The sequence below is a fragment of the Enterococcus sp. DIV0800 genome, from assembly GCF_050559735.1.
GTDB classification, from domain to species: Bacteria; Bacillota; Bacilli; order Lactobacillales; family Enterococcaceae; genus Enterococcus_A; species Enterococcus_A devriesei.
Genome location: NZ_CP187898.1, coordinates 2,363,266 through 2,387,745 on the forward strand (window position 1 = coordinate 2,363,266; position 24,480 = coordinate 2,387,745).

Genomic DNA, 24,480 nt, shown 5'->3' on the forward strand with positions numbered 1-24,480 from the left:
TCATTTCGTTCAATGAGTCTTGCCGTTCCACTGGACGGATCCTAGAATGTGGAACCGGCGTCCTCATCTTTTATTTAAAACTGAAGGATGAGTCAATAACGGACTGCTTCAGGTTTTACTAATTTTATGCTAGGTACTTATTTACTTAATGCTAGTTCAAATAGATCCACCAAATCTCGCGTCATATTGACTTCACTAGTAATGGTCATCAAATGATCTTGCGCATGGGTAAAGAGCAAACAGGGCTGATAACTTTTTCCTGCCGCTTCATTTTGGATCACTTCGGTTTGCGAACGGTGGGCTAAAACGATATTGTCTTTAGCTTCTTTTAATGCTGCCCGCGCCGATTCAAAATCCTTTAGCTTTGCAAATTGGATTGCCTCTTGAGCTTTCGTCCGACCATTACCTGCATGCAGGATGATCTGCATCGATACTGGGATCAATTCATTTTCTTCTAGCACTTCTGTTTCTTCCATCATTTTTTACACCTCGTTTTTTAGATTGCTTCGACTGGAGCGGCGAATTCTTCACCGTTTTTTTCTTCTTTGACTTCTTCCGCTAAGACTTCTTTTTCATAAACTTTGAAGAATGGGTACCAAGTAACTAGATACAGCGCAAATAATAAGGCATACCACAGTACCGCACGGAAATCCTGTAAGATCATGACACTGGAGATCGGTGCTGGGATCTGAGCTACTTGCATCAAATCTTGCGGAATATTCAACAGGCCGCCTCGCATCGCGAACCAAACGACACAACTTCCGGTAATGGAATTGATCCACATGGGCATCATCAAGATGGGATTCATTACGACTGGTGCGCTGAAGACGATCGGCTCATTAATATTGAAGATTGAAGGACCGATACAGATTCGACCTAAGGTTTTTAATTTTTTCGCTTTCGAGAAGCACATCAATAAATTCAGCGTCAGTGTCGCTCCCGTACCACCCATCATGATCAAACCTAAGCTATAGACTGTTTCATTCGTCACGATGTTCATCCCTGTATCGCCGCCCTTAAGAGCTAAGGCATTCGCCGCGATTCCGGCGATAAAAATCGGGTTCTGAATGGCTGACCACAGCCAAGTAGAGATACCCATTGAATAGAAGAAAGCTGGAATCAAAACCAGTAAAATCAGACCTGGTAAGGATTGACCAAAGTTTTGAATCGGTTCAAACAAGTTGATGATCACTTCGAAGACATCAATCTTGAAACTGAAGATCAAAGTGGACCATAATGCTAAACTCAAGAAAATTGGGATGATATTGTTGATCCACTCAATCACAAAATCCGGTAATTCGGAATTTTGCAACAGGTGCAGTTTGCTGAAATTATGGAAGATCACACTGACGATCGCCCCAACGATAACCCCAATCAAAATCCCAGTCGGCCCGACCCGACCCATATCGAAGACGCCTTCTTCTGCGCCAACTGGATGTAAGGTCATCATTAAGACACAGACCGAAACAATTCCAGCAGTGATGCTGTAATTTTGATGTTTGAATTTTTCCATGTATTGGTTCGCCACCATGAAGGCGGCGATCAACCCGATCATGCCAAAGGAATAATTTGAAATATTGCCTAAATCCGGTAATTGTGGAATGTATGAACGGAACACGTTATAAAAGAAGACGATCGAACCGGTCATAATGAATGGAATCAACTTCTGCATGGCACTGGATAGTCCAGCAACGGAAGGCATTTGCGTCAATTTCTTTGCTTTAGGCGCAAAGGAGTTTGCCAACCAATCCATAAATTTTTTCATCTTGCTCTTCCTCCTTGTTCAATATGTTTTATTTTTCTAATTTACTAATAGCAAAGTCCAACAATCCTTCGCCATCTAACATGCCGTAAATATCTTGCGGGATCACATCTACTACCACGTTGTGCGGTGCTGCTTGTTCCGCCATCTCTTCTTTGAATGACGCGTAATGCGGGCCTAAAAGCAAGATGTCGATGGAATCTAAATACGAAGCCACTTCACTTTCACTACGGGCATCAATCGAGCCAGAGATTTTTCTTTTTTTTGCGGCCTTTCGAGTTTTTTGGGCTAAAAATCCACTAGACATCCCGGCACCACAACATAATAAAATATTGACTGTTTCCATTATTAATTCCTCCTAAATATGTTTTTTGCGTCTGTGCTGATCTCTTTTACACTCTTATTATTGCGAATTTTCCATTTTCCTCTCAACTAGACTGTTGCACGCAGGTGGTGCAAATACCTATTTTTTTAAGAACGCTTTCACGTTATAATAAAGAAAAACAGATTTGAAGAGGTGAGGCTATTGAAAGAGAAACAAAAAGATCTGCTAAATCTATTGCTGCAGCAAGATGCTCCCCTCTCTTCAAGCAGACTGTCGGAAAAAATGAATGTTTCGGTCCGGACAGTAAAAAACTATATTTATGAACTGAACAGATTAGGGGCAGCACCAGTGATCGCCTCTTCCAAGAGCGGCTATCAAGTCATCCGTGATGAGGCCGAGAAATTATTGCAGGAGCCAAAAGACCCTTCCGTCTTGCCGCAAACCTTTAAGGAACGTTCCTTCTATATTATTAAAAAAATCCTGATGGAAAATCAGCACCTCAATATTTTCGATCTATCGGAGGAATTGTTTGTCAGTTTTTCCACCTTGAAAGCCGATCTATCTCGCATGAATAAGGCGTACGAAAAATACCATGTAAAATTTATTCTGAAGCAAGATGAAATCCAAATATCAGGGGAGGAGAAAGAAAAGCGGCGGCTGATCTCGTATATTATCTTTGAAGAGGTACCCAATAAATTTATCGACAAACAAATTTTAGAAGCGACCTTTGAGAAGGCGGATATCGAGAAGCTTTCAGAGATCATTCATACGATTTTGCATGAATCCAACTACCATTTGAATGATTTTTCCTTTGTGAATTTGATGCTCCATTTGCTAATTCTATTGGAATCAGTCCGCAATGATAAATCCTTAGCTAGCCGTAATTGGTTCAGCTCGTGGCTAAGAGAAGACAAAGCTAAATTAGTCACGGAAATGATTCGCCAAATTGAAATCGCCTTTGATTTAACCTTAAACAGTTTGGAAAAGGAAGAAATCCATATGATCTTCCAAGCCAACGCCAATTATATTCCCTCTAATAATTTGAAAGAGTTGGAGCAGATCGTCGGCAACGAGATTTCTCATGCGGTAGACGCTATCTTGGAAGACGCACGGCAAACCTTTGGTATCAATCTCATGAGTGAAAGCTTCATTGTTCCCTTTTCGTTACATATCAGCGGCCTATTTTCCCGCGCGAAACAAAAGACTTCCTTGAAAAATCCGATGTTAAGCTCGCTAAAAAAAGAATTTCCGATGGTTTATGACATCGCGGTCTATCTTTCTTTACGTTTAAGCGCGCTGTTTGATATTTCCATCAGTGAAGATGAGACAGCCTACATCGCGTTGCATATCGGCTCAGAATTGGAAGGCCAAAAAAGAAACCTATCAAAAATCCCCACCGTTCTGCTGTGTCCAAAGTACATGAACCTCGATGAGCGCCTGTATGAGCAGTTGACTCAACATTTTGGCAACGATTTGAATATCCAGACGGTCATTTCAAAGTTTTCGGAAGCCGCAGACTTGGATTTTGAGCTATTGATTACAACACTGCCGGTTCCCACAACGAATGATTTCTTAACGATCGAGGTCTCACCAATTTTTACGGAAGAACAGCGAGTGCTGCTGATTACCGAGCTAGGAGACATTCGCTTGGATCGGAAAAAGAGCATTCTACGGAAAAACTTTGACGATTATTTTGATCAGCGCTTTTTCACTAGTCAGTTGAAAGCCGACCAAGCCGAAGCCGTCATCAACGATATGTGCCAAGTTTTAGAAAAAGAAAGGATCGTACCAGAGACCTTTGCTCAACATGTTTTAGAACGGGAGCGAGCGTCTTCTACCGCCTTTGAAGCCGTTGCGATCCCCCATTCGGTCTATATGGATGCTCATCAGACTGTTATCAGTGTGGCGATCTCAGAAAGAGGCATCTTGTGGGGTGATAAAAAAGTCCATGTCGTCTTGCTAGCCGCTATTAATGATATTGATCGCCGGCTCTTTACAGATATCTATGAGGCTCTGATCTCTCTATTCGATTCAGCCTCCAGCTATCAAGAAATCAAAGGGATCAAAAATTTTGAAGCCTTCCGTTCCTTTATTTATAAAAAAAGCAGACGCGGATATTAAAAAAAAGGAGGTGTGACAAAACTCTTGTCACACCTCCTTTATCCGAATAAACGGCGTTTCAGGCGTATCTTCTTCGGAAATAAGCCGCATAATCTCCAAAATATGAGAAGCTATTCCCCGATTATCCAACTTATTGCTGTGAGACACAGCGATTGCTCCATCAGAACGGATATGGAACAGCCCCTACTTGGCTCTTGAAGCTGAACACGACTGTCACAGCCTCTTTTCAATTTATTATACTCGTTTCGGATTATCACGATTGGGGCTCATCGGCGGCTGATTGTTTTGATTTGTTTTACTCAAAGTCTTGATCGCCCCTCGGATCACTAGTGATGCTATCAAACCAATCAAAGCCAGTACCGCAAAAATTCGCAGCACTCCAGTATAAGAATGGAACAGCTCCGTGACTTTGCCTAAGAAAACTGGTCCAAACATTCCTGCTGCAGCCCAAGCAGTTAAAATATAGCCGTGGATTGCCCCAACCTCTCTTGAGCCGAAGACATCGCCAATATAAGCTGGGACAATGGAAAAGCCAGCCCCATAGCAGGTCATCAATAAACAAATCAACGCGACAAACACTAACGGCGTCTTTATCAACGATAGGCTCAAAAGCACCACGATATCAATGACGAATAAGATCGTAAACACATTTTTTCGACCGATTCTGTCAGAGATCAAAGCCCAAATTAATCGCCCACAGCCGTTAAAGACACCCATCACACCCACCATCGTAGCTGCAACATTAGCAGACATCCCGGTGATTTCTTGGGCCATCGGTGAGGCTTCAGACACCAGCGAGATTCCACACGTAATATTCAGAAAGAGCATAAACCATAATAGCCAAAAAGATTTAGTTTTAATTGCTTGATTCGCGGTCAATTGTACTCCGCGAAAGGGTATTTTTGATTCCATTTTTGAATCTGGAACTTCAAAACCTTTTGGCGTCCAGCCAACTGGTGGTTTTTCCAAATAGCGGGAAGCCGAAAACATCACGATAAAGTAGGCTACCCCTAAAATATAAAAAGTTTTCGAAACGCCCACATGAACCATCAACTGCTGCGCGATCGGTCCGGTAATTATAGAGGCAAAACCAAAACCCATAATAGCTAGCCCCGCCGCCAACCCTTTCCGATCAGGAAACCAGCGAATCATCGTGGATACGGGTGTGACATAGCCCGCACCCAATCCGATCCCACCGATAATCCCATAGGTCAGGTACAACAGCGGCAACGAGTGGCTCGTCACTGCAAAGCCCGTTGAGATGATTCCGAAACCAAATAAGATTGACGCAACTGTCCCAGTTTTTCTCGGACCAAATTTTTCGACAAATTTCCCCATGAAGGCCGCGGATGTTCCTAAACAAAAAATTGCTAAACTAAACGCAAAAGAGACCGCTGATTTGTCCCAACCAGTCAACTCTTGAATCGGCTCCTTAAATACGCTCCAAGCATAAGCCGAACCGATCGATAGATGGATTGCCACTCCTGATAAGGCGATCAGCCACCTATTCTTTTCTCCTCGCATCCTCTTTCCTCCTAATTTTCATTCAAGTATTCAAAACCGTTAAAAAAGTAAAAATACTTTATTTATATTCATAAAAAGTTTTTTGATGACCCAGCAAAAACGAGTATACGCTACCAATTATTTAAATTCAAACATAATTTAAACGGTAATCGAATAAAAACTTTAGGATAAATAAAGAATTTAGTTTTAATTTTCTCTTTACAAAAATCAGAGACACGTGAAACAAAAAACGTTTCACGTGTCTCTCTTTCTTAAAAAGAATTCGTAATTATTACTTCCTTCACCGGAGCACCGACGGATTTTAAAAATGGACCACTTGAAGCGCAGATAGAATACAGAGCAAGACACTAAAGAGATTCACAAACAACGAAGCGAACAAGAAAATACTGACACTCGTGCCAATCACCCGATTCATTTGACTGCGCAAATTTCCAAAATGGATCACAAAGGACCAAATCGTTACGATCGTCAACATCAATTGATACGGTAAAATATCTACCACCGAGCCACCCTTAAATAAAGCAATCATTAAAATCAGCGAACAGATCAACATCGTCCCTGCAATGATCGTTGGAACCGACCCAACCTGAATCGACCGCAGCAACTTCGCTTCCTGCTTCATCTTAGCCATATACTTCTCATCGCCTTTCATTAAGTAATCTAGAGAGACTTCAAAATAATCACTGATAGCAACCAGTGTGGGAACATCAGGATAATTTTTTTCATTCTCCCAATTTGAAACCGTTTGGCGTGTCACGTGGAAAATCTCAGCGACCTCTTGCTGAGTCAGATTTCTGATTTTTCGCTGTTCCTTCAAAATATCCGCGATCATGAGCCTTCCCTCCTCTTTCCTTAATGATAGAATCCTTCTCTTAATTATAATAGAAAGCGATCGTTGCTTAACACTTTTTCACGCAAGCCGTGTTTGACATAGTGCTTTTTCTGCAAAAAAAACTTCAAGTAGCCGATTTATCAGTACTTGAAGCTCTTGATTCTATTAAAATGTCACCGTCTGATCGGCCCACTCTACCATTTCCACACAGTCAAACATCGTTGAAATTGGACAAGCCGTTTGTTCTTCTAACTGTCGCGATTTTAAACAAGTACCACAGGCCAACAATTCACCGCCAGCTTCTGTCAACTTTTTCAGCTGTGAAGGCACATCATATTGTTCGTCCTCGATACTTTCCACTTCTACCGCTTCACCCATCAGGAAAAATTTCACTTGATGCTCCTTCTTCAACGCAGCGACGCCAAAACGAAACGCATTCCATGCTTTTTCATGTTCCTTTGTCTCTAAAATGATCGCTAACTTCATTTTCATTTCCTCCTTTATTCCGCAACTTCCTCAGTACTTAAAAGTATAGCGTCTTCAAAAATGGGTTACAATCTTTTTCACGGAAAATAACTCTAATGCTGTCTTTCATAAGAAAGGTTTTCGTGAAGCTGGAGATGAATATGCCTGCTGTAAAGCGCTTTATTCATATGAAAATTTTATACTTTCTTCATGGACAAAAAGAAGTGACGGCAAAATACCATCACCTCTTTAAGAAAATTTGTCTTTAGTTTTCAGAATCGTCGGATTCGTTTTTTGTTGCTTCTTCTTGTATTTTTCCTTGCGCAAGGATCTCTACTCGAGTTTGCATTTCTTCATACAGGGCCATGACAGAATGGCGCGATTCACTGACTTCTTCCGAGATTTCTTTGGCTTGCTCGTTGATTAGCGCTAATTCTTTTTTCGCTTCTTCAATGATCCGATGAGCATCCATTTTTGATTTTTCTACCATCCGATTCGCTTGCTTCCGAGCGGAAATCAAGACTTCGCCGATTTCCAGTTGAGTAGCGACCGCTTCTTGTTTCAGCTCCGCATTCTCTGTTTCAAGATAAGCTAATTGTTCCTTCAGCTCAGAAACTTCTTCTAATTGATCCTCATTGGCTTGACCACCTTGTCCTTCTAGAATCTGTTCAATCGTTTGATCCTTCTCTAGGATCACTTGGTCCAAATGGGAATATTGTTCTTCCTTTTCATTGATTTCAGCTAATAAGTCTTCGATTTGTTCCTCCAATTGATTAACCTTCTCCAATCGTTGGACCTCTTCATCTTTTTGCTGAGATACTAAAGCTTTATGTTCTTCGTGAATTCCTTCCAACTCCTGCTCTACGGTGGCTAAATGTTCGACAGAGGCTTTTAATTGTTTATTTTCGTCTAAGGTCTCATCTAACTGCTGTCTCAATTCTTCTAGTTCCTGCGAATTTTTTAAGCGTTGGATCTCTTGGCGTGCCCGTTGGATCTCCGCTTCCAAATCTTGGATTTGACGACGGTTTTGAGCTTTTTCTTCACCCATTCGTAAAACTGATTGACGATAATTTTCATTTTCTTTAGTTAATTGCTGGTTTTGAACAGTCATATCCTTTTTGTACTTCTGCAAGACCTGTTCCTTTTCGAAAATCAAACGTTTCAATTCTTTGATTTCTTCAACCTGCTTGTCTGGCGAGTCACTGATCGTATTGTCTGCGACCATCTTTAATGTCGGTGCCGCTTTTGCAGATTCTTCTTTTTCCACTTTCTCCTCCGGAACGGAATTGATCTCATCAATAATATTTTTATTAAAAAACCACCCGTTCTTTTTTTGTTGTGCTACCATTCTTATCCCTACTTTCCTTTAATCTTCTTCTTGAACAATTGAAAATTGAGATTCTCCATTCTCACAAGAGAAAGTACAACTATAATCCTGTTTTTGCTTGTCCCCATCGCGAACATTTAGCTGGAAGGTAATCTGTGTCAGATTAGACACCCCCTCCGCTTCCTTGGCAAAAGCTTTCACATTTTCTATGATCTGCTTACGATTATCTTCGCTGGTTAAATCACCAGCTAGGGCGATATTCAACGTTTGCGTCGGGATATCTAAGACAATCAAGGTCGTCGGTAATCCAAAATATGGACTGAGCTTACTCGATAGATCGCTTTCCAGTGCATATTGCTTCTCACGGCTCTCATCGGTAAACAATTCATCCCATGAATAATCCTGCAACCCAACCCCAGCTTCCGGATAGGCTTTGACTGGAATCTTATTGATGAGCTTTTTCTGTTCCTTCTTCATTAGATTGATATCGTCTTTTAAAATATTGTTTTGTTCATTCACGATATACAGCTGATCTTGGACTTTAAAATTACTGTAAGTATTCAGCAGCAATCCAACCGCGAGGAAGAAGATGATGAACAACATCGCGGAAACGTGTTTTGTTTGTTCAATCTGCCGGACATATTCCAATTTCTGCTGAAAAGAAGGATCAGCGTTTCTTGGCGGCTTGACTACCTGTAAGCGAATGTTGATGATCATTCGGTAAAACCACACAAGGAGGACTAAAATAATCAGTCCTATGCAAATCCAATTAATGATTATCATATTCTTCTCCTTCTTTCCTTATTTTTCCGACTTCGCTAGGCGAACGACCGGAAGACGAAATTGAACCGTTCCTTCGATTGCCTTTTGTTGGACAAAGCCAAATGTTCGACTATCTTTTGAGACTTCAACATGATCGCCAATCACAAAGTAGACGTCTTCAGGAATTTTATTCAACGTTTGAAATTCTTCTGCAACAGTGGGTGATAAGTGAAAGCTACTGGTGGTTTCAAAGTCACCCTGTTCGCCGATATTTAGAACCATCCGTCCATTACGGACAAACATGCTGTCTCCAGGTAAGCCAATCACACGTTTGACAAACATCCCCTCCTCCTTGGCGACTGAAAAAGCGACAATATCATAGCGTTGAACCGGCGTCCTTTTTTTTACGATGACCATGTCTTTTTCGGTCAAAGTCGGCACCATCGATGTTCCTGAAATCGTATGAATGCTGAGATTTTTTTTTAATTGCCAATTAATGACAAATAGTATCGATACAGATAGCGCCACTAAGATCAGAACCGTCAAAATTAAGGTCTTCCTATCTTCCCGCGGATCTGTATGTCCTTGACTTGGACGAATATTTGCCATTAATGCTGGCACCCCTTTATTTTGCTTTGATGTAGGTAACAAGATCGGATTTTGCTAGGTTCGCATCGATCACCCGATACGAAATAACTGTACCTCCGTAGACATTTCCTTCTGAGATCAAGATTCCTTCTGGTTTGACCACTTCAACAAAGGCCACGTGGCCATAGCGTGCATCAGAGCCTGCGACACCCGGTTTGAAGGAGATCAGCCAGCCGGCCTTTGGTTCGCGGCTCACTTCATAGCCTAAAGCTTTGCCCTTCGTTCCCCATTCTCCGCCATTGCCCATGAAATCATCGACGCTCTTGCCTAACTGCTTCACGCGGTTAAAGGCATACCACGTGCATTGCCCGACAGGATAAGAGCCTGAGGTGTTGTAATTAACGCCGTTGTAATCTGGATAACGCATCAATGAGCGATACGCTTCTGGAATTTCCTCTTTGCCCTTGATGAAGACACCAGCTGTTTGATCGACCTTTACACGATCATACTGAGTCAAGTTGTAAACCGCGATGATCGAATTCAGCTTACGACCATAGGAAATATCGGTCGCGTATGTTCCGGTCAAGGCATTGGTCGTCCGTAAATAATTCTTCGCTGTAGAACGCCATGTTTTTTGATAATAACCGGCATTGCCACTGATCCCGCCACGCAATAGTTGGACATAATCACCTAATGAAGCGGCGTAGTTGGGATATCTACGAAAGGCTGCATTGATTGAATACAAAGCCCCATTGCCGCGATCTTCTTGAGTTGCCATTGAAACTGCTTGGCCTTGATACGTGCCCTTCACGCCAAACAAATTGTGATTTGGTGGTAACGAAAGACTGCTAGTTCCTGAACCACTTTCTAACAATGCTTGCGCGATCATCACCGAAGCGAATACATCATATTCTTGACCCAGCTGACGAGCGTCCTCAGCGATCTTAGCAATGAAATTCTTTGCGCCTTCGTTTTCAGTGAAATTAATTGAAGCCGGATACTCTGCTAACACTTCATTTCCGTATTCGGTCAAAGTAACCGTCGGTAACGGCTGTACTAAAATATCTTCATCTAGATCCATCGGTTGCAGAATAACTTGACGTTGCTTCGTCTTTCCAGCTGAATCACCTGCTGCTTCCTTATCGTCGGAGGTCTTCGCCACTTCTGTATCTTTTTCTGCTTGCTCGACTTCGACATCACCTACTGTTAAGTAGTAATCCTCACCGATATAGATCCCGACTAATTCATTTTTTTCCTTTTTCTTTTGATACAACAAACTTCCAATGCTGATCTCTTCCTTCAATTTTTCTGGCGTACCAGAAAGTTCAATCCCAAAGAGATTATGATAAAGCTCGGTGGCTAATTGCTCCGGGCTAAAGTTATCCGCTTGTTCGGTTCCTAATTTTTTTATACCGTCATAAACCAAGGCCGCATGGGCTTTATCCTTGAAGCTGGATAGCAACGGCAATTCAAAACCTTTCAAATCTGACTGTGCAACTTCCGACGTTTTCAACTCACTTGGTAGGTCCAAAGTACTTGATTGCGAAAAGGCCTCTGGCGCGGCTGGTGTAAAAGCAGAACTCGCTTGGGCGCTGACTGAATTCGTCTTAGGCGGTGTTTCTTGCGGTACGGCTGGTACTGTCGACTGCTTCGGCTCATCATAGCTAGAAGAAGGGGCCGCACTGCTTGGCTGTGTCCAACTAGAACTGCTATCGCTTGGCAGCGTGCCACCAGAAGTTGATCCTGCACTTGAAGAGGTGCCAGTATCAGAAGTTGGATTCGTCGAGCTTTGATCGCTAGAACTTTGACTAGTCGAGCTATCGCTGGTCGAGCCTTGACTGGTGGAGCTGTCACTGGCTGAACCACCACTGTTGGAGCTATCGTCAGATGAACTAGTGGTCGCCGTTGAGTCTCCTGTACTATTTTCGGTCGGCACCGTTGTTTCTGCAGGAACTCCTGTTTCCGGTGTCGTTGGCACTTCAACGGGTACCTCCGGCGTGGAGTCTTCAACAGGAACCTCAGCTGGTACTCCAGCGGCCGGTACTTCAACCGGCGTCTCTGCTACGGGAACCTCTGGCGCTGCCGGTGTCACTGGTGCGACAGGCGTTTCCGGTACAGGCGCTGCTGGCGGTACCTCACTCACTGGCGGAGCAGGTTCTTCGACGACTGTCGAACTCTCAGGAGCCGTTGTTTCAATCACCGGCTCTTGCGGCAAGTCATCCGCTTTCAATGCTCCACTTCGTAAGCTTGCCACTCCCCAGCAAAACATAATCAACCCACAAATCCCCATAACGATCTTTTTCATAAATATTTCCCCTTCTTTCTCTTTTTAAATCAAGTAAACTAATTTTTACTTTAGGAGCAACCAATGATTGTCGTTGTAAAAAAAATCAAGGATGCTGTCAGTAATCCGCATCCTTGATTCATTCTTCAATAATGATGCATTCACATCTAAAAAAACAACGAATGCCAATCATCACCACGCCGATCACAGACAAGATTTAAATAAGTAGCTTAAGTCACACTATTTTACTGATTCACGGCATTCCCCCAGAACAGCTTTGATTGAACCCCCATTCAATCACTCCTCTGCTGAAAATAGTAAAATTACAATGACCGGATCTTTTATGTATTTTAGCTTGCTTGTTTTCTATGAACTTCATTTGCTATAGTTTTCGCCAACGAATACATTCATTTCCTTTCAACATAAAATATTGCCTTCATTTAATGCTAGACATAAAATTACTAATAAAAAAACTTTTCGAAGCGCCCTAGCATTGGTTACAACATTATTCTACCCGCATTTATAAGGAAAGTCTCAGCCATTTTTTCAATATAAAATTTAATTTTTGAATAAAAATGAGTAATATCAACCGTTGTATCCGCCATCATATTTGATGCTACTCAAATTTCCGGAAAAAATAAAATCAATTGAATATTTCAAAACCGCTGAATTCTTTTTTTTGTTTTTCTATTTTGTTTTTGATTAAAGTCGAGTGATTTCATTTATTTCGAAACAAAAAAAGTTGAGGACAAAGTCTCTCACTTTGTCCTCAACACTTCTGTTAGCTGATTGCGAATTTATTTTTTTGTTTGATCAATTGCGGGATCGCGGTGTGCTCTTGCAATAATTCTGCCAACTCTAATAAATTTTTCACACACAGATCAGCGCCCTGCTGATAAAATTTATCCGCGGTTTGCTGATTCAAGTGATCCATTTCATCTTTTGATAATTGTTTGTATTCATCAAAAGAGAGGCCCATCACCGAACTGCCTTCCGTCACGGCGATGCTTAAAACTCCAGCATTTTTTCCTTCTTGGATATCTGAGAAGGTATCGCCGACTTTGATCACTTCCCGCACTGAGCGATTTTGAAAATGACGCATATTCTGATAGATCATGTAAGGATAGGGTCGTCCTAGCGATCCAACCTCATCTGGTGTGACTAAATAATCGGGATGATAGCCTTCGATTTTGGCAGTCTCTGCTACGACTGCCATCATTTCTTGCGTGTAACCAGTGGTTGTCCCAATATTGAAACCCAGTTGCTTAATCTTTCTGATCGCCTGTTTTGTTTCAGGTTTCAAATGGCTGTGCTCTGCTAGATCTGCAAAGAGGTATTTTTCAAAATCTTGATAAATCGACAGTGCCGCTGCTTCATTGCTAGCTTCACCAAATTGCTCCAGCCATTGTTGCTTCACTGTCTCTAATGCTAAAAGCTGCTTGATATGATCCAACTTCAACATTCCCATTGGTTTACGAATCTCTTCATAAGAAAGATTAATCCCTTTGTTCTCAAAAGCCCCTTTAAATGCCTGGACTGGCGCCATACAACCAAAATCAACCGTCGTACCGGCCCAATCTAAAATAATTGTTTTAACTGACATAAGCTACCTCCGAATAGTGTTCAATTACTTCAACTAAGCGATCGATATCCTCTGGATAAATCTCGCCAATATTGCCAATACGAAAACATTCTTGCGAACTAATCTTACCTGGATAGATTACAAAGCCATGCTCTTTCAAAAACGCATAGAAATGGTCAAACTTAAAGTTTCCCCGTTTTGGATAATAAAACGAAGTAATGAAGGGTCCTTGATGCTCTTTGATAAAGGGACGATAGCCGATCTCTGACATTTTTTGCCGCAACAGTCGATTATTTGTCAAGTAGCGGACATACCGCTGATGGATGCCACCTTCTTCCTCCAATTCAATCAACGCTTGATAAAAGGCTAGAACCGTGTGGGTTGGCGAAGTGAAACGCCATTTTCCATCCTTTTCCATGACTTTGTATTGATCATACAGATCCAAAGACAACGTCCGAGCAAAGGTTTGCCGCTGTTCCAATTCTTTTCGCTTAGCAATCACAAAAGAAAAGCCCGGCACGCCTTGAATACATTTATTCGAACTGGAGATCAGAAAATCAATTTCCAATCCTGAAACATCAATGGGGATGCCGCCAAAGCTGGACATCGCATCAACGATAAAAAGTAACTGTTGCTCTTTGGCTAACTGAGCGATCTCCGTCAAGTCATTCAAAATGCCTGACGTCGTCTCGCTATGAACCATCGCTAGCGCTGTAATAGTCGGATTGGCTTCGATGAGCTTTGCGATGTCCGCCGCTAAGGGAATCGCGTTCTCTGCCACTTCGTAAACAGTATAGTTCAGCTGGTAGCGTTCGCTCATGGCGACGATTCGTTGGCCGTACGCCCCATTGGCACAAATCAACAAATGATCCGTCGGCTTAATCATTGAGCTAAGCACCGCTTCCACACCGAAGGACCCACTGCCTTGCATCAAAACCGTCGTATATTCCTGCTCTGAGACACCGGCTAAAGCCAACAGTTTCTGACGAATCTCTTGTGTAATCGTTTTGTATTCTTGATCCCATGTACAATGATCCGTTAGCATCGCTTGCTTGACAGTAGCCGAGGTCGTCAAGGGACCCGGCGTCAATAATTTGTATTCCATATTGTGCTCCTCACTTAATCCACTAATTTTTGATGCTGCTCTAATAATTCCGCCGTCAATTCTTCAGGGAAGACTTTTTGATCTTTGGCCAAGTAGCGGCTGTCGACTTTTTCACCTTCATATAAAGCGCTTGGATAAATTTTTAATAAATCCTCCCGACCTTTTTCCAAAATCAAGTCCAGCATTTTTTCCGCTTCAGGGTTCGTGCTTTTACCTTTGTCAATTACCGCTAACGACTCGGTCAATGTATAGGTGCCTTCTGAAGGCTCCACGAAATCGATCGGCAAACCATCCGTCTTGTCTTTGACCGCTTGGTGACGTAGACCGAAGCCCAGCGCGACTTCTCCTAAACGAACCTTTTTGATGGGACCTGAGCCTGAGCTTTCCAAATGGTCGCCAGTATTTTTATAAATAGCTTTTAAAATCGTCTGCGCTTCATCCTTGCCGTAAGTATCCACTAACGCTTGGAATAACAGCCACGCCGTTGATGATTGCTTGATGTCAGAGATCGATAGAACGTCTTTGTATTGCGGGTCCGCTAAATCTTTTAAACTTTTCGGGATCGGTAAATTCAATTCCTTCATTTTATCAGTGTTGTAAAAGATCGTACCTTCTTGCACAGTGAAGGGTGCGGCGTAGTCTGGAATTTTCACTAAAGGTTTGACCGGCAGCTTTTCTTCCTTGAACATTTTTTCCTTTTGCTGCGCACTATTCAAATAGAAGGTACTCATCGTCACTAGGTCCGCTTCGATATTTTTGCCTTCTGCCAACAGCTTTCCGCCTAGCTCTGAAGTCCCAAAAGATTGCAGGACGTACTTACCTTTATAGCCGTTATCATCTAAGACTTTTTTCATTACCGCTACCGGCTCCTCATCCGCATTCGTATAGATCGTTACCTTGTCATTCGCGGCGTTGCTTTTGCTGCAAGCCCCTAATAACAACAAGGTAAAGACACAGCCTAGTAAGACGATTAATTTGTTTATCATTCATCATTCTCCTTTTCTTTTATACGCGTTTTTTCTCAATCGAATGTTTTTTTCCTAGATTCGTAAACAAATTTGGAAGCGTCGTTCGCTTCGCTAATTGCGTCAGTCCTTGCACGCTTAAATTAATAACTAGTAAAAAAAGTGACAGCATGAAGATATCGTTAAACCGACCAAAATGCTGAAGCTCCTTCAGCTTGGCGGTAATAACCATCGTGTTGGCGCTAGTCAAGAAAATTACCGCGCTGATAGTGACCATTGAATTGAAGAAATAGTAAGAAAAAATATCAATGATCGTGATTTTAGAATTCGGGATCAAGATTCGCCAAACCGTTTTAATCCAGCTGTCTCCCATTAATTTCGCGGTGTTCTCCCAATTTAAATTCATTTTTTGCAAGGCTTCCTTCGCCATTTGATACGGCGTAGAAAAATAATGAATGACCGTAACGATGACTAAGATCAGCAACGTATTATGCAGCTGGGTGCCGCTAAAAAGTAATAAGAAGGCGACCCCTAAAACCATGCCTGGAATCGAGTTGGTGATCGTCGCGATGCTGTCGATCACTTGATTGACCTTATACAATTTTCGCTCCCGTGAAGTCAGGATCGCCGCGAAATACGCGATCACGGTTCCAACCAACGCGGTTAATAACGCCATCATCAAGGAATTTCTCAAAGTAGAAACGAGACTGTCATCTTGAATAAAGCGAGCGAAATTAGTAAAGGTCGGCTGCAACTCATAAGGCCAATTCGTGACCATTGGAATAATCAGCAAGACCGCAAACACGCCTAAGATAAATAATGAGACGCTTAAAAACAGCAATCGGAAAAGCCAATCTCTGACTGGATTTTTTTTCATCACGATCGGTCGTGGTTTTTCGTATCGTACGACCTTCTTTTGCAAATGATTCAAAATCAAAATACTTACGATCGATGGCAAAAGCATCGTCAACGCTACGAGTGAACCAAATTGAAAATTCGGGATCGTTCCCATAAAGCCTTCATATAATAAGGTCGTGATAAAAGGTGTCTGTCCGCCTACCGCGCTGGGAATCCCAAAATCCGTGAAGGACATGAAGAACCCTTGTAAAAAGGCCACCGCCAAAACCCGCGCCAAAGGAGTCAAAATCGTCTTCACTAAAGACCGATGCCACGCGTCCCCCATCAAACGAGAAACGATGAACAGCTGCGTATCTAAATATTTCATGGAATTATTAATCAAAATAAAGATCGGTGGCAAAGTGTAAATGATAAAACCTAATAAAATACCGATGGACCCATAGATGTGGAACAGCTCCTGTTTAAAAATTTTGCTCCACAGTCCTTGACTTCCAAAGGCATAAATAAGAACAAAGCCATAGGTAATCGTCGGCAGCAACATCGGGAAATGCAAGATGCTCTCATTCAGCTTTAAAAATTTGCGATTGATCTGCGTAAAATTATTGCCGTAAGCCAAGAGAAATCCTAGTAACGTCGAACAGCTGGTCGCGATCAAAGAATAGCTCAAGCTATTACTAAAGGAGGTTCGCCACTTGGGACTAAAAATGTCAATACTTTTCCCGCCGACCTCAGGAAAAGCAGTCAAAACGATCTGCACTAAGGGCCACGCTAGAAATAAAATGAAAAAGCCTAAGACCAACCAACTGCTGAAACGTTTCAAGGAAAGAACTCTACTCATGTAGCCACCAGCTTCATGGACGCTTGAAAAATCTGCTGGATGTTCCGTTGCTTGATTGCTAATTGATTGACGATGAATTCCTCCACAAAATGGCAAGAAGACGCACTCATGATCTCGATTGGCGAACTGCACTGGGCGATCTTTCCTTTATCTAGTACGACGATCTTATCGGACATCGTCAACGCTTCTTCCGGATCATGGGTGACGATGATGATAGTTAAATGCAGCTTACGGGCAATTTCTTGAATTTTTTCCTTGATTGATTCCTTGATCACCCCATCCAACGCGCTCAAGGGTTCATCTAACAATAGCAGCTGCGGCTTCATCACTAATGTTCGACCTAACGCCACCCGCTGTTTTTGACCACCTGACAGTTGATGGATTGGCTTGTCTAAATGTTTTTCTAAGTTCAGCAGCCGAATCAATTCCGCTACCTCGTCACTAGAAGAACGCTCCTTTTCATTTTTCAAGCCGTAGATCAGATTTTGATACGCGGTTAAATTAGGAAACAGCGCGTAATCTTGAAAAACGATATTGAAAGGCCGTTTCTCCATTAACGTATGAGTGATTTCTTTATCATTAAAATAAATTTTCCCCGCTGTCGGTTCTTCTAATCCTAAAATCAAATTCAACAAGGTCGTTTTGCCCGAACCGGATTGCCCTAAAATAGAAACAATCTCGCCGGCTGCGATCTCTAAGTTGATATCTTCCAGCACCGTCGTTTCTTGGAATTGCTTGTGGATTTTTTCGAGTTTCAGCACAGTTATTCTCTCCTTTTCATCTTGAAGGGGCCGTTCTTCCCAAGAGTCATTCTTCATTTTTTGATTGTTTTTTGCGTCTTCCTAACTAGTAAAGTAACGCTAAGTGATTGCCCACCTATGTAAAAAAGTATAGCGGCGCATTGTTAAGGCTCGATCAACTTCATGCAAAGATAAAATAAAGATTGTTATGATCGTGTAAAGATTTGCGGAAATAATCTGAACTGTAATCGTTGCACCCGCAACGATTTTCTTTTATACTTATTCTGGTTCAAAGGAAGGATGAGAGGAAGAAAATGGATTCTTTTATGCAAATGGTCAATCGCCTCGCGCGACTTTCAGCCTTGTATCGTGAAAAGGAATTTAAAAAATTAGGCTTGGGTGAAATGCATCACGCCTATATTTTAACGATTTGCCGTCAACCAGGGATTTCCCAAGAAGAGCTGGCTTGTCGCATCTTTGTAAATAAAAGCAACGTCGCTCGCCAATTGGCCCAGCTAGAACAAAAGGGTTTTATCACTCGCAAAAGTGATCCGACAGACGCCCGACGCTTACAAATTTTTCCCACTGAAAAAGCACAGGAAATCAAAGAGGAGATTCGCCGCATCTTAGCCGACTGGAATCAGACGCTATTGGCAGAAGTCCCCGCCAAACGACAGGCTGAACTTTTGGCAGACTTAGATAAGATCATGACAACTGCGGAAGCACGCATTTGTAGTAAGGAGCAAAAATGAAATTAATTTTAAACTATTTGCGACCCTATCGTTCACAAGTGACGATTGGCGTGATTATTAAATTTTTAGGAACAATGATGGAACTGGTCCTCCCGTGGACGCTGGCCTATATTTTAGACCACGTGATCCCACAAAAAGATCCCCACAAAATCCTTTTGTGGGGCGGTGTCATGCTATTGGCCTCCGCCTTTGCTTTATGGGCGAATATCATTGCCAACCGCATGGTCTCAAAAACGGCGAAGAACACGACCAAGCATATTCGCGATGACCTATTCAAAAAAATTAGTTATTTAGATACGACTCAGATTGAAGAGGTCAGCGTCTCCTCATTAGTCTCACGAGTCACGACCGATTCTTATAATATTCATTTAACATTAGGAGTCATGCTGCGGATGGGCATTCGCGCACCGATCCTGTTGATCGGCGGAATTTTGATTACTACCACCTTAGATCCGGTGTTGACACTGGTCTTAGTCGCGGTGATGCCGATCATCTTCGTGGTGGTCACACACATTTCTAAAAAAGGTGTGCCGCTGTTTAGCAAATTGCAAACAAAGGTCGATCAACTCGTGCTGACGGTGCGGGAAAATGTGACTGGTTCCCGCGTCATCAAGGCGTTGTCGAAGGAAGCGTATGAACGGAATCGTTTTGAACAAGTCAATCAATCATTAGTAAATGCGGAGACGAAAGCCAATGTGACGTTGGCTGCTTCGCCGGCATTGTTGGATTTATTTTTAAATCTAGGCTTGACCCTCGTGATCGTAGTCAGTTCCTACCGCGTCAATGCAGGACTGACACAACCCGGAGTGATCGTCGCTTTCTTAACGTATTTCACGATTATTTTGAATGCGATGCTGTCGATCACGCGAATTTTTGTTTTGTATTCCCGAGGACTGGCTTCCGCCAAACGAATCAACGATGTCTTGCGGAAAAAACCAACCTTGGTTCCCGGTACTTTAGAACAACGCAAGGAAAGCACGACAAAATTACGTTTCGATCACGTGACCTTCGCCTATCCCGACGCCGCGACTGCGATCGAAGATATTTCCTTCAATTTAGCATCCGGCGAAACATTAGGAATCATGGGGGCTACCGGCAGCGGGAAAACCACCATCGCCAGTTTGATCTTACGCTTGTATGATCGGTCCTCTGGACAAATTCTTTTGGACGGCCAAGACATCAAGCATTATTCCTTAGACGCGCTGCATCAAAAAATCGGCGCTGTCTTACAAAAAGATGTCTTGTTCGCCGATACGATCCGCGAAAATATTTTATTCGGTCGAGCTTTTTCAGAAGAACAAGTCCAGCAAGCAATAGACGATGCGCAGGCCCGAGAATTTATTGATAAATTAGCGGAAGGCTTGGATTACCACTTAGAAGCTAAAGGACAAAATCTCAGTGGCGGTCAGAAACAACGAGTGCTCTTAGCTCGTGCGTTGATTGGCCAGCCGGATCTCTTGATCTTAGATGATTCCTCTAGCGCGTTGGACTATCATACTGATGCGAATTTAAGAAAAGCCCTGCGGACTCATTTTGCAGCGACTACCAAAATTTTGATTGCTCAACGGATCAGCTCGATCCAACATGCAGACAAGATCCTCCTTTTAGAAAAAGGAAAAATGATCGGCTATGGCAGTCATGAAGAGCTACTGGCTGACAATTCAACTTATCAAACGATCTACCACGGTCAGATTGGAGGGGCGAGCATTGGAGAATAATTCACGTAAAAGTACACTGCTGCGATTATGGGGCTACTTGTATCAATTCAAATGGCTGTTATTTTTAGCGGTGCTGTTAACCATCGCCAGTAATTTATTTGCTTTAGTCGGGCCTTTGCTTTCCGGCTACGCCATCGATGCGATCCAGATCGGCCAAGGTAAGGTCGCCTTTCAAAAAGTCTTCTTTTACTGTGCTTGGATGGTGGGCTTTTACTTAGCCTCAGCGATTTTAAGCTACGGTATCAGTCGCTTAATGATTTATTTGAGTCAAAAAATCGCCTTTCGATTACGGAAAGATTTATTTGATAAAATCGTTTCCCTGCCAGTAGGCTATTTTGATCAGCATCAAACAGGTGATATCGTCAGCCGCATGAGCTATGATATCGACACGATCAATACCTCACTAGCCAGCGACTCCGTCCAAGTGTTAAGCAGCTTGGTCACCATCATCGGTTCTTTTGTGATGATGATGGTGATTTCGCCAATAATGGTAACGATCTTCTTAGTCACCGTGCCAGCATCGATTTTACTAACACGTTTTTTGACCAGTAAATTCCAGCCGCTGTTTCGCAAACGTTCCGCTAAGCTAGGGGAATTAAACGGTCTGACCGAAGAACTTTTATCCGGCGAACAAACAACGAAAGTCTATCATCAAGAAGAAACCATGATCAAGCGCTTCGCCGCTAAAAATGACGAAGCCATGACCGCCTATTACAATGCCGAATATTACGGCAGCATGACTGGACCTTCCGTCAACTTCATTAACAATGTCTCCTTGTCATTGATCAGTATCTTAGGCGCGTTTTTATTCCTATTTGGTCATCTCACATTAGGGAAACTTTCGTCCTTTGTGCTGTATTCACGAAAATTCTCTGGTCCAATCAACGAGCTGGCAAATATTTTCAGCGACCTGCAATCCTCGATCGCTGCTGCTGAACGTATTTTTAAACTGTTAGATGAAGAACCTGAAGTCCAAGATGTGCCTGAGGCTTACGTCTTCGACCATGTGAAGGGCGCTGTTCGCTTCGATCATGTCTCTTTCAGCTATCAGCAAGCACAACCGGTAATCAACGATCTGTCCTTTGACATCGCCCCCGGCAGTATGGTCGCCATCGTTGGGCCCACCGGTGCCGGCAAGACGACGATCGTCAATCTATTAATGCGTTTTTACGATCCAAATAGTGGCGCAATTTATTTAGATGGACAAAATATCAAAGAAGCGACCCGCGAAAGTTTGCGGAAACAATACGCGATGGTCTTGCAAGACACATGGCTCTTTACCGGGACGATTTTTGAGAATCTGACCTATGGCAATGAAGCCGCCACGATGGAAGATGTCGTTGCCGCTACAAAGGCCGCTCACATCCATGATTTTATTACCCAGCTGCCTAAAGGCTATGACACGCTCATGACCGAAGACGGCTTGACGATCTCTCAAGGTCAAAAACAATTACTGACGATCGCCCGGGCGATGCTGCTGAATGCAGAGCTGCTGATTTTAGATGAGGCGACTTCCAATGTCGATACCCAAACCGAGCTGTTGATCCAAGCAGCGATGGGCCGTTTGATGGTGGATAAGACTTCCTTCATCATCGCCCACCGGCTCTCAACGATTCGTGAAGCCGATTTGATCCTAGTCGTCAATAACGGCAACATCGTCGAACAAGGGACTCATGAAGAACTCTTAGCAAAAAAAGGCAACTACTATCAGCTCCATCAAGCACAATTTGAGCATTAAAAAAACACCAGTCCATTTGTGGATTGGCGTTTTTTGATAGATCCGACAGCAATCGAAATAATGGAGACAGATGTAAATAAAAAGACGTTTACCAACTTTTGGTAAACGTCTTTCTATTTTTTATTACCAGCCACCAGATGCTCCGCCACCGCCGGAGGACCCACCACCGAAGGAACCCCACGATGAGCCGCCGCCAGAGCTGTTGTTATTATCCGACCAATTACTGGAATTATAATTTGATGCTAAGTACGCCGTTGTCAGCACATCCCCATTGCCGGAATAAAGGGTATCGCCAATCAAGATCCGACCGAACAATTTCTTTTCCGCCGCTGGATCACGCAGCAGCTGTCCTTGAATGATTGCTCGCTTAATCCCTCTGACAGATAAGCCGATCACTAAGCCACTTAAGAAAATCGGATACAGCGGCGATTGCTGCGTTGCCCGATTCAAAGCTTTATCACCAACAATCGTGGTCGTTGCTTGCTGGTAACGCTTATAGGTTTCTTTTAAAAAGACTCGTGCTCGCAAAAGATTTATCAGACTGATCAGACTGACTAACCACAAAAGACTTAATACGACTAGGCCAGTCCAGTGGAAAAACATCAATTGTGTTCGTTGATCCTTTACTTGAGCGATTTGCGAATCTACTAGTGCCGTCTTGGTATTCATGGTGGCGAAGACTTCATCAATCACTTGATTGACGCCTTGGTCGTAATCTTCATCCTTAAAAGCATCCACGACATCGTCGTTATTAATAATGTCATCTGCCTTACCGTCGGGAATCAGACCTTCCAACCCGTACCCCACTTCTAATCGAAATTCCTGCTCGTCTAAAGCAATCAGGTACAAGACGCCGTTGTTTTCCTGTTTATCGCCGATACCCAATTGATTAAAGACTGTATTGGCGTAAGACTCGATGTCTTCCCCGCGAGGCAACTCAGGTACGGTGACAACGGCTAATTGCGCGCCGTTGGTACTGGCCGCCAGTTGTTTGTTTAATTGATAAATTTTTTGTTTCAGTTTATCACTCAGCATCCGCGCGTTGTCAGAAACAAAAACATTATTCCTATTGATCGTCAAATGACTATCTGTCCCTTTGATCGCGACTTGATAATTATTGGCCTGCCTTGGATATTCCTTTAAATTAGACAAATTGTCATTCATAGTCGTTTTGAAGGATTGTGTAACTGTCACTTGTTTACCAGCTAGAATAGCTGCTCGTTCCTGATCCAACGTTGTTAGCTGCTGATCGTAGCCAGCTTTTTTATCGCCATAACCACCGCCAGTAACTAACCTTAAGAATGAAAATCCGCTCACCAGCAGCACAATCACTAACACTAATGAAAAAATACCGCTGCGCCTACGCAATTTGCGGTAATTCCCAACAACCGTTTGATGAAGCTGTTCCCTTGAAGCATACGGATCCTTTTTCATTTTTTTCACCCATCCTTATTCAAAACTAACGTCAGGCACCTCTTTGGCTTTTTCATCCGCTTTAAAATTCGCTTTCTTATCAAAGCCTAAGACTTTCGCCGCCATATTTTTCGGGAAGCGGACTAAGCTTTGATTGTAATCGTTGACTTCTTCGATATAATTCTTTCGTTCAACGGAAATACGATTTTCTGTTCCTTCTAGTTGTACCATCAATGTTTTAACATTTTCATTTGAAGCTAGTGTCGGATAATCTTCTTGGATTACATTCACCATTGTTCCTAAACTCTGTTCGATCTGATTATTCGCCGCGTTTTTTTCCGCAGGTGATTTCGCGCTGTTGTAAGCTTTTCGTGCGTCTGTAATTTCCTTGACGATCTTCTCTTCATGATTCATACTGCCTTGCACACTGTTCACTAAGTTCGGAATCAAATCTGCCCGTCGCTGCATCACATTTTCAACTTGCGACCATTTGGCATCGACATTGTTTTCCGCCGAAGCCAATGAATTATAGGTGGTGATCAAGTAAGCACCGATTGCTAAAAGAATCACACCAAGCCCAACAATAAGCCCTGAATTTCTTTTCATTTTCCTCAATCCTCTTTTCTTTTTTCTTTGTGATTGAGCTAATTATAGCACTCGCCCCGTGGCGCGCCTCAGCCTTTCGACCGATTTTTCAATTAGGTGGTTGACAAAGAAAAAAGCGTTTTTTTCCTTCATATAAGTAAAAAAAAAGCGAGTATAATTTTTTATCCTCGCTTCC

At 42.7% G+C, this 24,480-nt stretch carries 21 protein-coding genes; 4 read left to right on the forward strand and 17 right to left on the reverse strand.

Going from position 1 to position 24,480, the window contains the following annotated elements:
- Positions 1-137 precede the first annotated feature (137 nt).
- Genes IGI54_RS11405 through IGI54_RS11415 form a run of 3 tightly spaced genes read right to left on the reverse strand, consistent with a single transcriptional unit; the run spans position 138 to position 2,108 of the window.
- The gene (locus IGI54_RS11405) at positions 138-479 is read right to left on the reverse strand and encodes a PTS lactose/cellobiose transporter subunit IIA (RefSeq protein ID WP_376716830.1); all 342 of its coding nucleotides are present in this window, start codon (positions 477-479) and stop codon (positions 138-140) included.
- A gap of 17 nt (positions 480-496) precedes the next feature.
- Positions 497-1,765: a PTS sugar transporter subunit IIC gene (locus IGI54_RS11410; RefSeq protein ID WP_216430508.1), complete on the reverse strand. Its 1,269-nt coding sequence runs from the start codon at positions 1,763-1,765 to the stop codon at positions 497-499.
- 28 nt (positions 1,766-1,793) lie between these two features.
- Entirely contained in the window at positions 1,794-2,108 is a 315-nt protein-coding gene (locus IGI54_RS11415; protein WP_071862645.1) for a PTS sugar transporter subunit IIB, read from the reverse strand.
- Positions 2,109-2,279: 171 nt separating this feature from the next.
- On the opposite strand from IGI54_RS11415, the gene IGI54_RS11420 reads away from it, so the two are divergent.
- Positions 2,280-4,208 (forward strand): BglG family transcription antiterminator, encoded by a 1,929-nt coding sequence (locus tag IGI54_RS11420; RefSeq protein ID WP_430620756.1) that lies wholly within the window; start codon positions 2,280-2,282, stop codon positions 4,206-4,208.
- 234 nt (positions 4,209-4,442) lie between these two features.
- On the opposite strand, the gene IGI54_RS11425 is transcribed toward IGI54_RS11420, so the two are convergent.
- From IGI54_RS11425 to IGI54_RS11480, 12 genes are all read right to left on the reverse strand, one after another.
- A complete protein-coding gene (locus IGI54_RS11425) occupies positions 4,443-5,732 on the reverse strand; it encodes an L-lactate MFS transporter (RefSeq protein WP_430620757.1) in 1,290 nt (429 codons plus the stop codon).
- 301 nt (positions 5,733-6,033) lie between these two features.
- Positions 6,034-6,564 (reverse strand): helix-turn-helix domain-containing protein, encoded by a 531-nt coding sequence (locus IGI54_RS11430; RefSeq protein WP_071862642.1) that lies wholly within the window; start codon positions 6,562-6,564, stop codon positions 6,034-6,036.
- A gap of 165 nt (positions 6,565-6,729) precedes the next feature.
- Complete coding sequence (locus tag IGI54_RS11435) at positions 6,730-7,050, reverse strand: DsrE/DsrF/TusD sulfur relay family protein (protein WP_071862641.1); 321 nt, start codon at positions 7,048-7,050, stop codon at positions 6,730-6,732.
- Between the two features lie 244 nt (positions 7,051-7,294).
- A complete protein-coding gene (locus IGI54_RS11440; RefSeq protein WP_430620758.1) occupies positions 7,295-8,377 on the reverse strand; it encodes a hypothetical protein in 1,083 nt (360 codons plus the stop codon).
- 18 nt (positions 8,378-8,395) lie between these two features.
- Positions 8,396-9,073 carry a hypothetical protein gene (locus tag IGI54_RS11445; protein ID WP_430620759.1) on the reverse strand — a complete coding sequence of 226 codons (678 nt, stop codon included), beginning with the start codon at positions 9,071-9,073 and terminating at the stop codon, positions 8,396-8,398.
- Positions 9,074-9,157: 84 nt separating this feature from the next.
- On the reverse strand, positions 9,158-9,769 hold the full coding sequence (lepB, locus tag IGI54_RS11450) for a signal peptidase I (protein WP_430620760.1): 612 nt from the start codon (positions 9,767-9,769) through the stop codon (positions 9,158-9,160).
- On the reverse strand, positions 9,744-12,011 hold the full coding sequence (locus IGI54_RS11455) for a glucosaminidase domain-containing protein (RefSeq protein WP_430620761.1): 2,268 nt from the start codon (positions 12,009-12,011) through the stop codon (positions 9,744-9,746). The genes lepB and IGI54_RS11455 overlap by 26 nt, the downstream gene beginning before the upstream one ends.
- Positions 12,012-12,771: 760 nt before the next feature.
- Positions 12,772-13,593, reverse strand: a complete 822-nt coding sequence (gene phnX, locus IGI54_RS11460) for a phosphonoacetaldehyde hydrolase (RefSeq protein ID WP_430620762.1) — start codon at positions 13,591-13,593, stop codon at positions 12,772-12,774.
- A complete protein-coding gene (gene phnW, locus IGI54_RS11465; RefSeq protein ID WP_430620763.1) occupies positions 13,583-14,677 on the reverse strand; it encodes a 2-aminoethylphosphonate--pyruvate transaminase in 1,095 nt (364 codons plus the stop codon). Before phnW ends, phnX begins: the two co-directional genes overlap by 11 nt.
- A 14-nt stretch (positions 14,678-14,691) precedes the next feature.
- Positions 14,692-15,663, reverse strand: coding sequence for an extracellular solute-binding protein (locus tag IGI54_RS11470; RefSeq protein WP_430620764.1), 972 nt, complete (start codon positions 15,661-15,663; stop codon positions 14,692-14,694).
- A 19-nt stretch (positions 15,664-15,682) separates the two neighbouring features.
- Positions 15,683-17,434, reverse strand: coding sequence for an ABC transporter permease subunit (locus IGI54_RS11475; RefSeq protein WP_430620765.1), 1,752 nt, complete (start codon positions 17,432-17,434; stop codon positions 15,683-15,685).
- A complete protein-coding gene (locus IGI54_RS11480; RefSeq protein ID WP_430620766.1) occupies positions 17,335-18,099 on the reverse strand; it encodes an ABC transporter ATP-binding protein in 765 nt (254 codons plus the stop codon). The genes IGI54_RS11475 and IGI54_RS11480 overlap by 100 nt, the downstream gene beginning before the upstream one ends.
- A gap of 293 nt (positions 18,100-18,392) precedes the next feature.
- Between IGI54_RS11480 and IGI54_RS11485 the strand changes: the two genes are divergently transcribed.
- The 3 genes from IGI54_RS11485 to IGI54_RS11495 are packed head-to-tail and all read left to right on the forward strand — an operon-like array spanning position 18,393 to position 22,286.
- A complete protein-coding gene (locus IGI54_RS11485) occupies positions 18,393-18,830 on the forward strand; it encodes a MarR family winged helix-turn-helix transcriptional regulator (RefSeq protein WP_430620767.1) in 438 nt (145 codons plus the stop codon).
- Positions 18,827-20,548, forward strand: coding sequence for an ABC transporter ATP-binding protein (locus IGI54_RS11490; protein WP_430620768.1), 1,722 nt, complete (start codon positions 18,827-18,829; stop codon positions 20,546-20,548). Before IGI54_RS11485 ends, IGI54_RS11490 begins: the two co-directional genes overlap by 4 nt.
- Entirely contained in the window at positions 20,538-22,286 is a 1,749-nt protein-coding gene (locus IGI54_RS11495; RefSeq protein ID WP_430620769.1) for an ABC transporter ATP-binding protein, read from the forward strand. The genes IGI54_RS11490 and IGI54_RS11495 overlap by 11 nt, the downstream gene beginning before the upstream one ends.
- 123 nt (positions 22,287-22,409) lie before the next feature.
- On the opposite strand, the gene IGI54_RS11500 is transcribed toward IGI54_RS11495, so the two are convergent.
- Complete coding sequence (locus tag IGI54_RS11500; protein ID WP_071862628.1) at positions 22,410-23,720, reverse strand: TPM domain-containing protein; 1,311 nt, start codon at positions 23,718-23,720, stop codon at positions 22,410-22,412.
- Between the two features lie 15 nt (positions 23,721-23,735).
- Positions 23,736-24,305 (reverse strand): LemA family protein, encoded by a 570-nt coding sequence (locus IGI54_RS11505; protein WP_430620770.1) that lies wholly within the window; start codon positions 24,303-24,305, stop codon positions 23,736-23,738.
- Positions 24,306-24,480 lie beyond the last annotated feature (175 nt).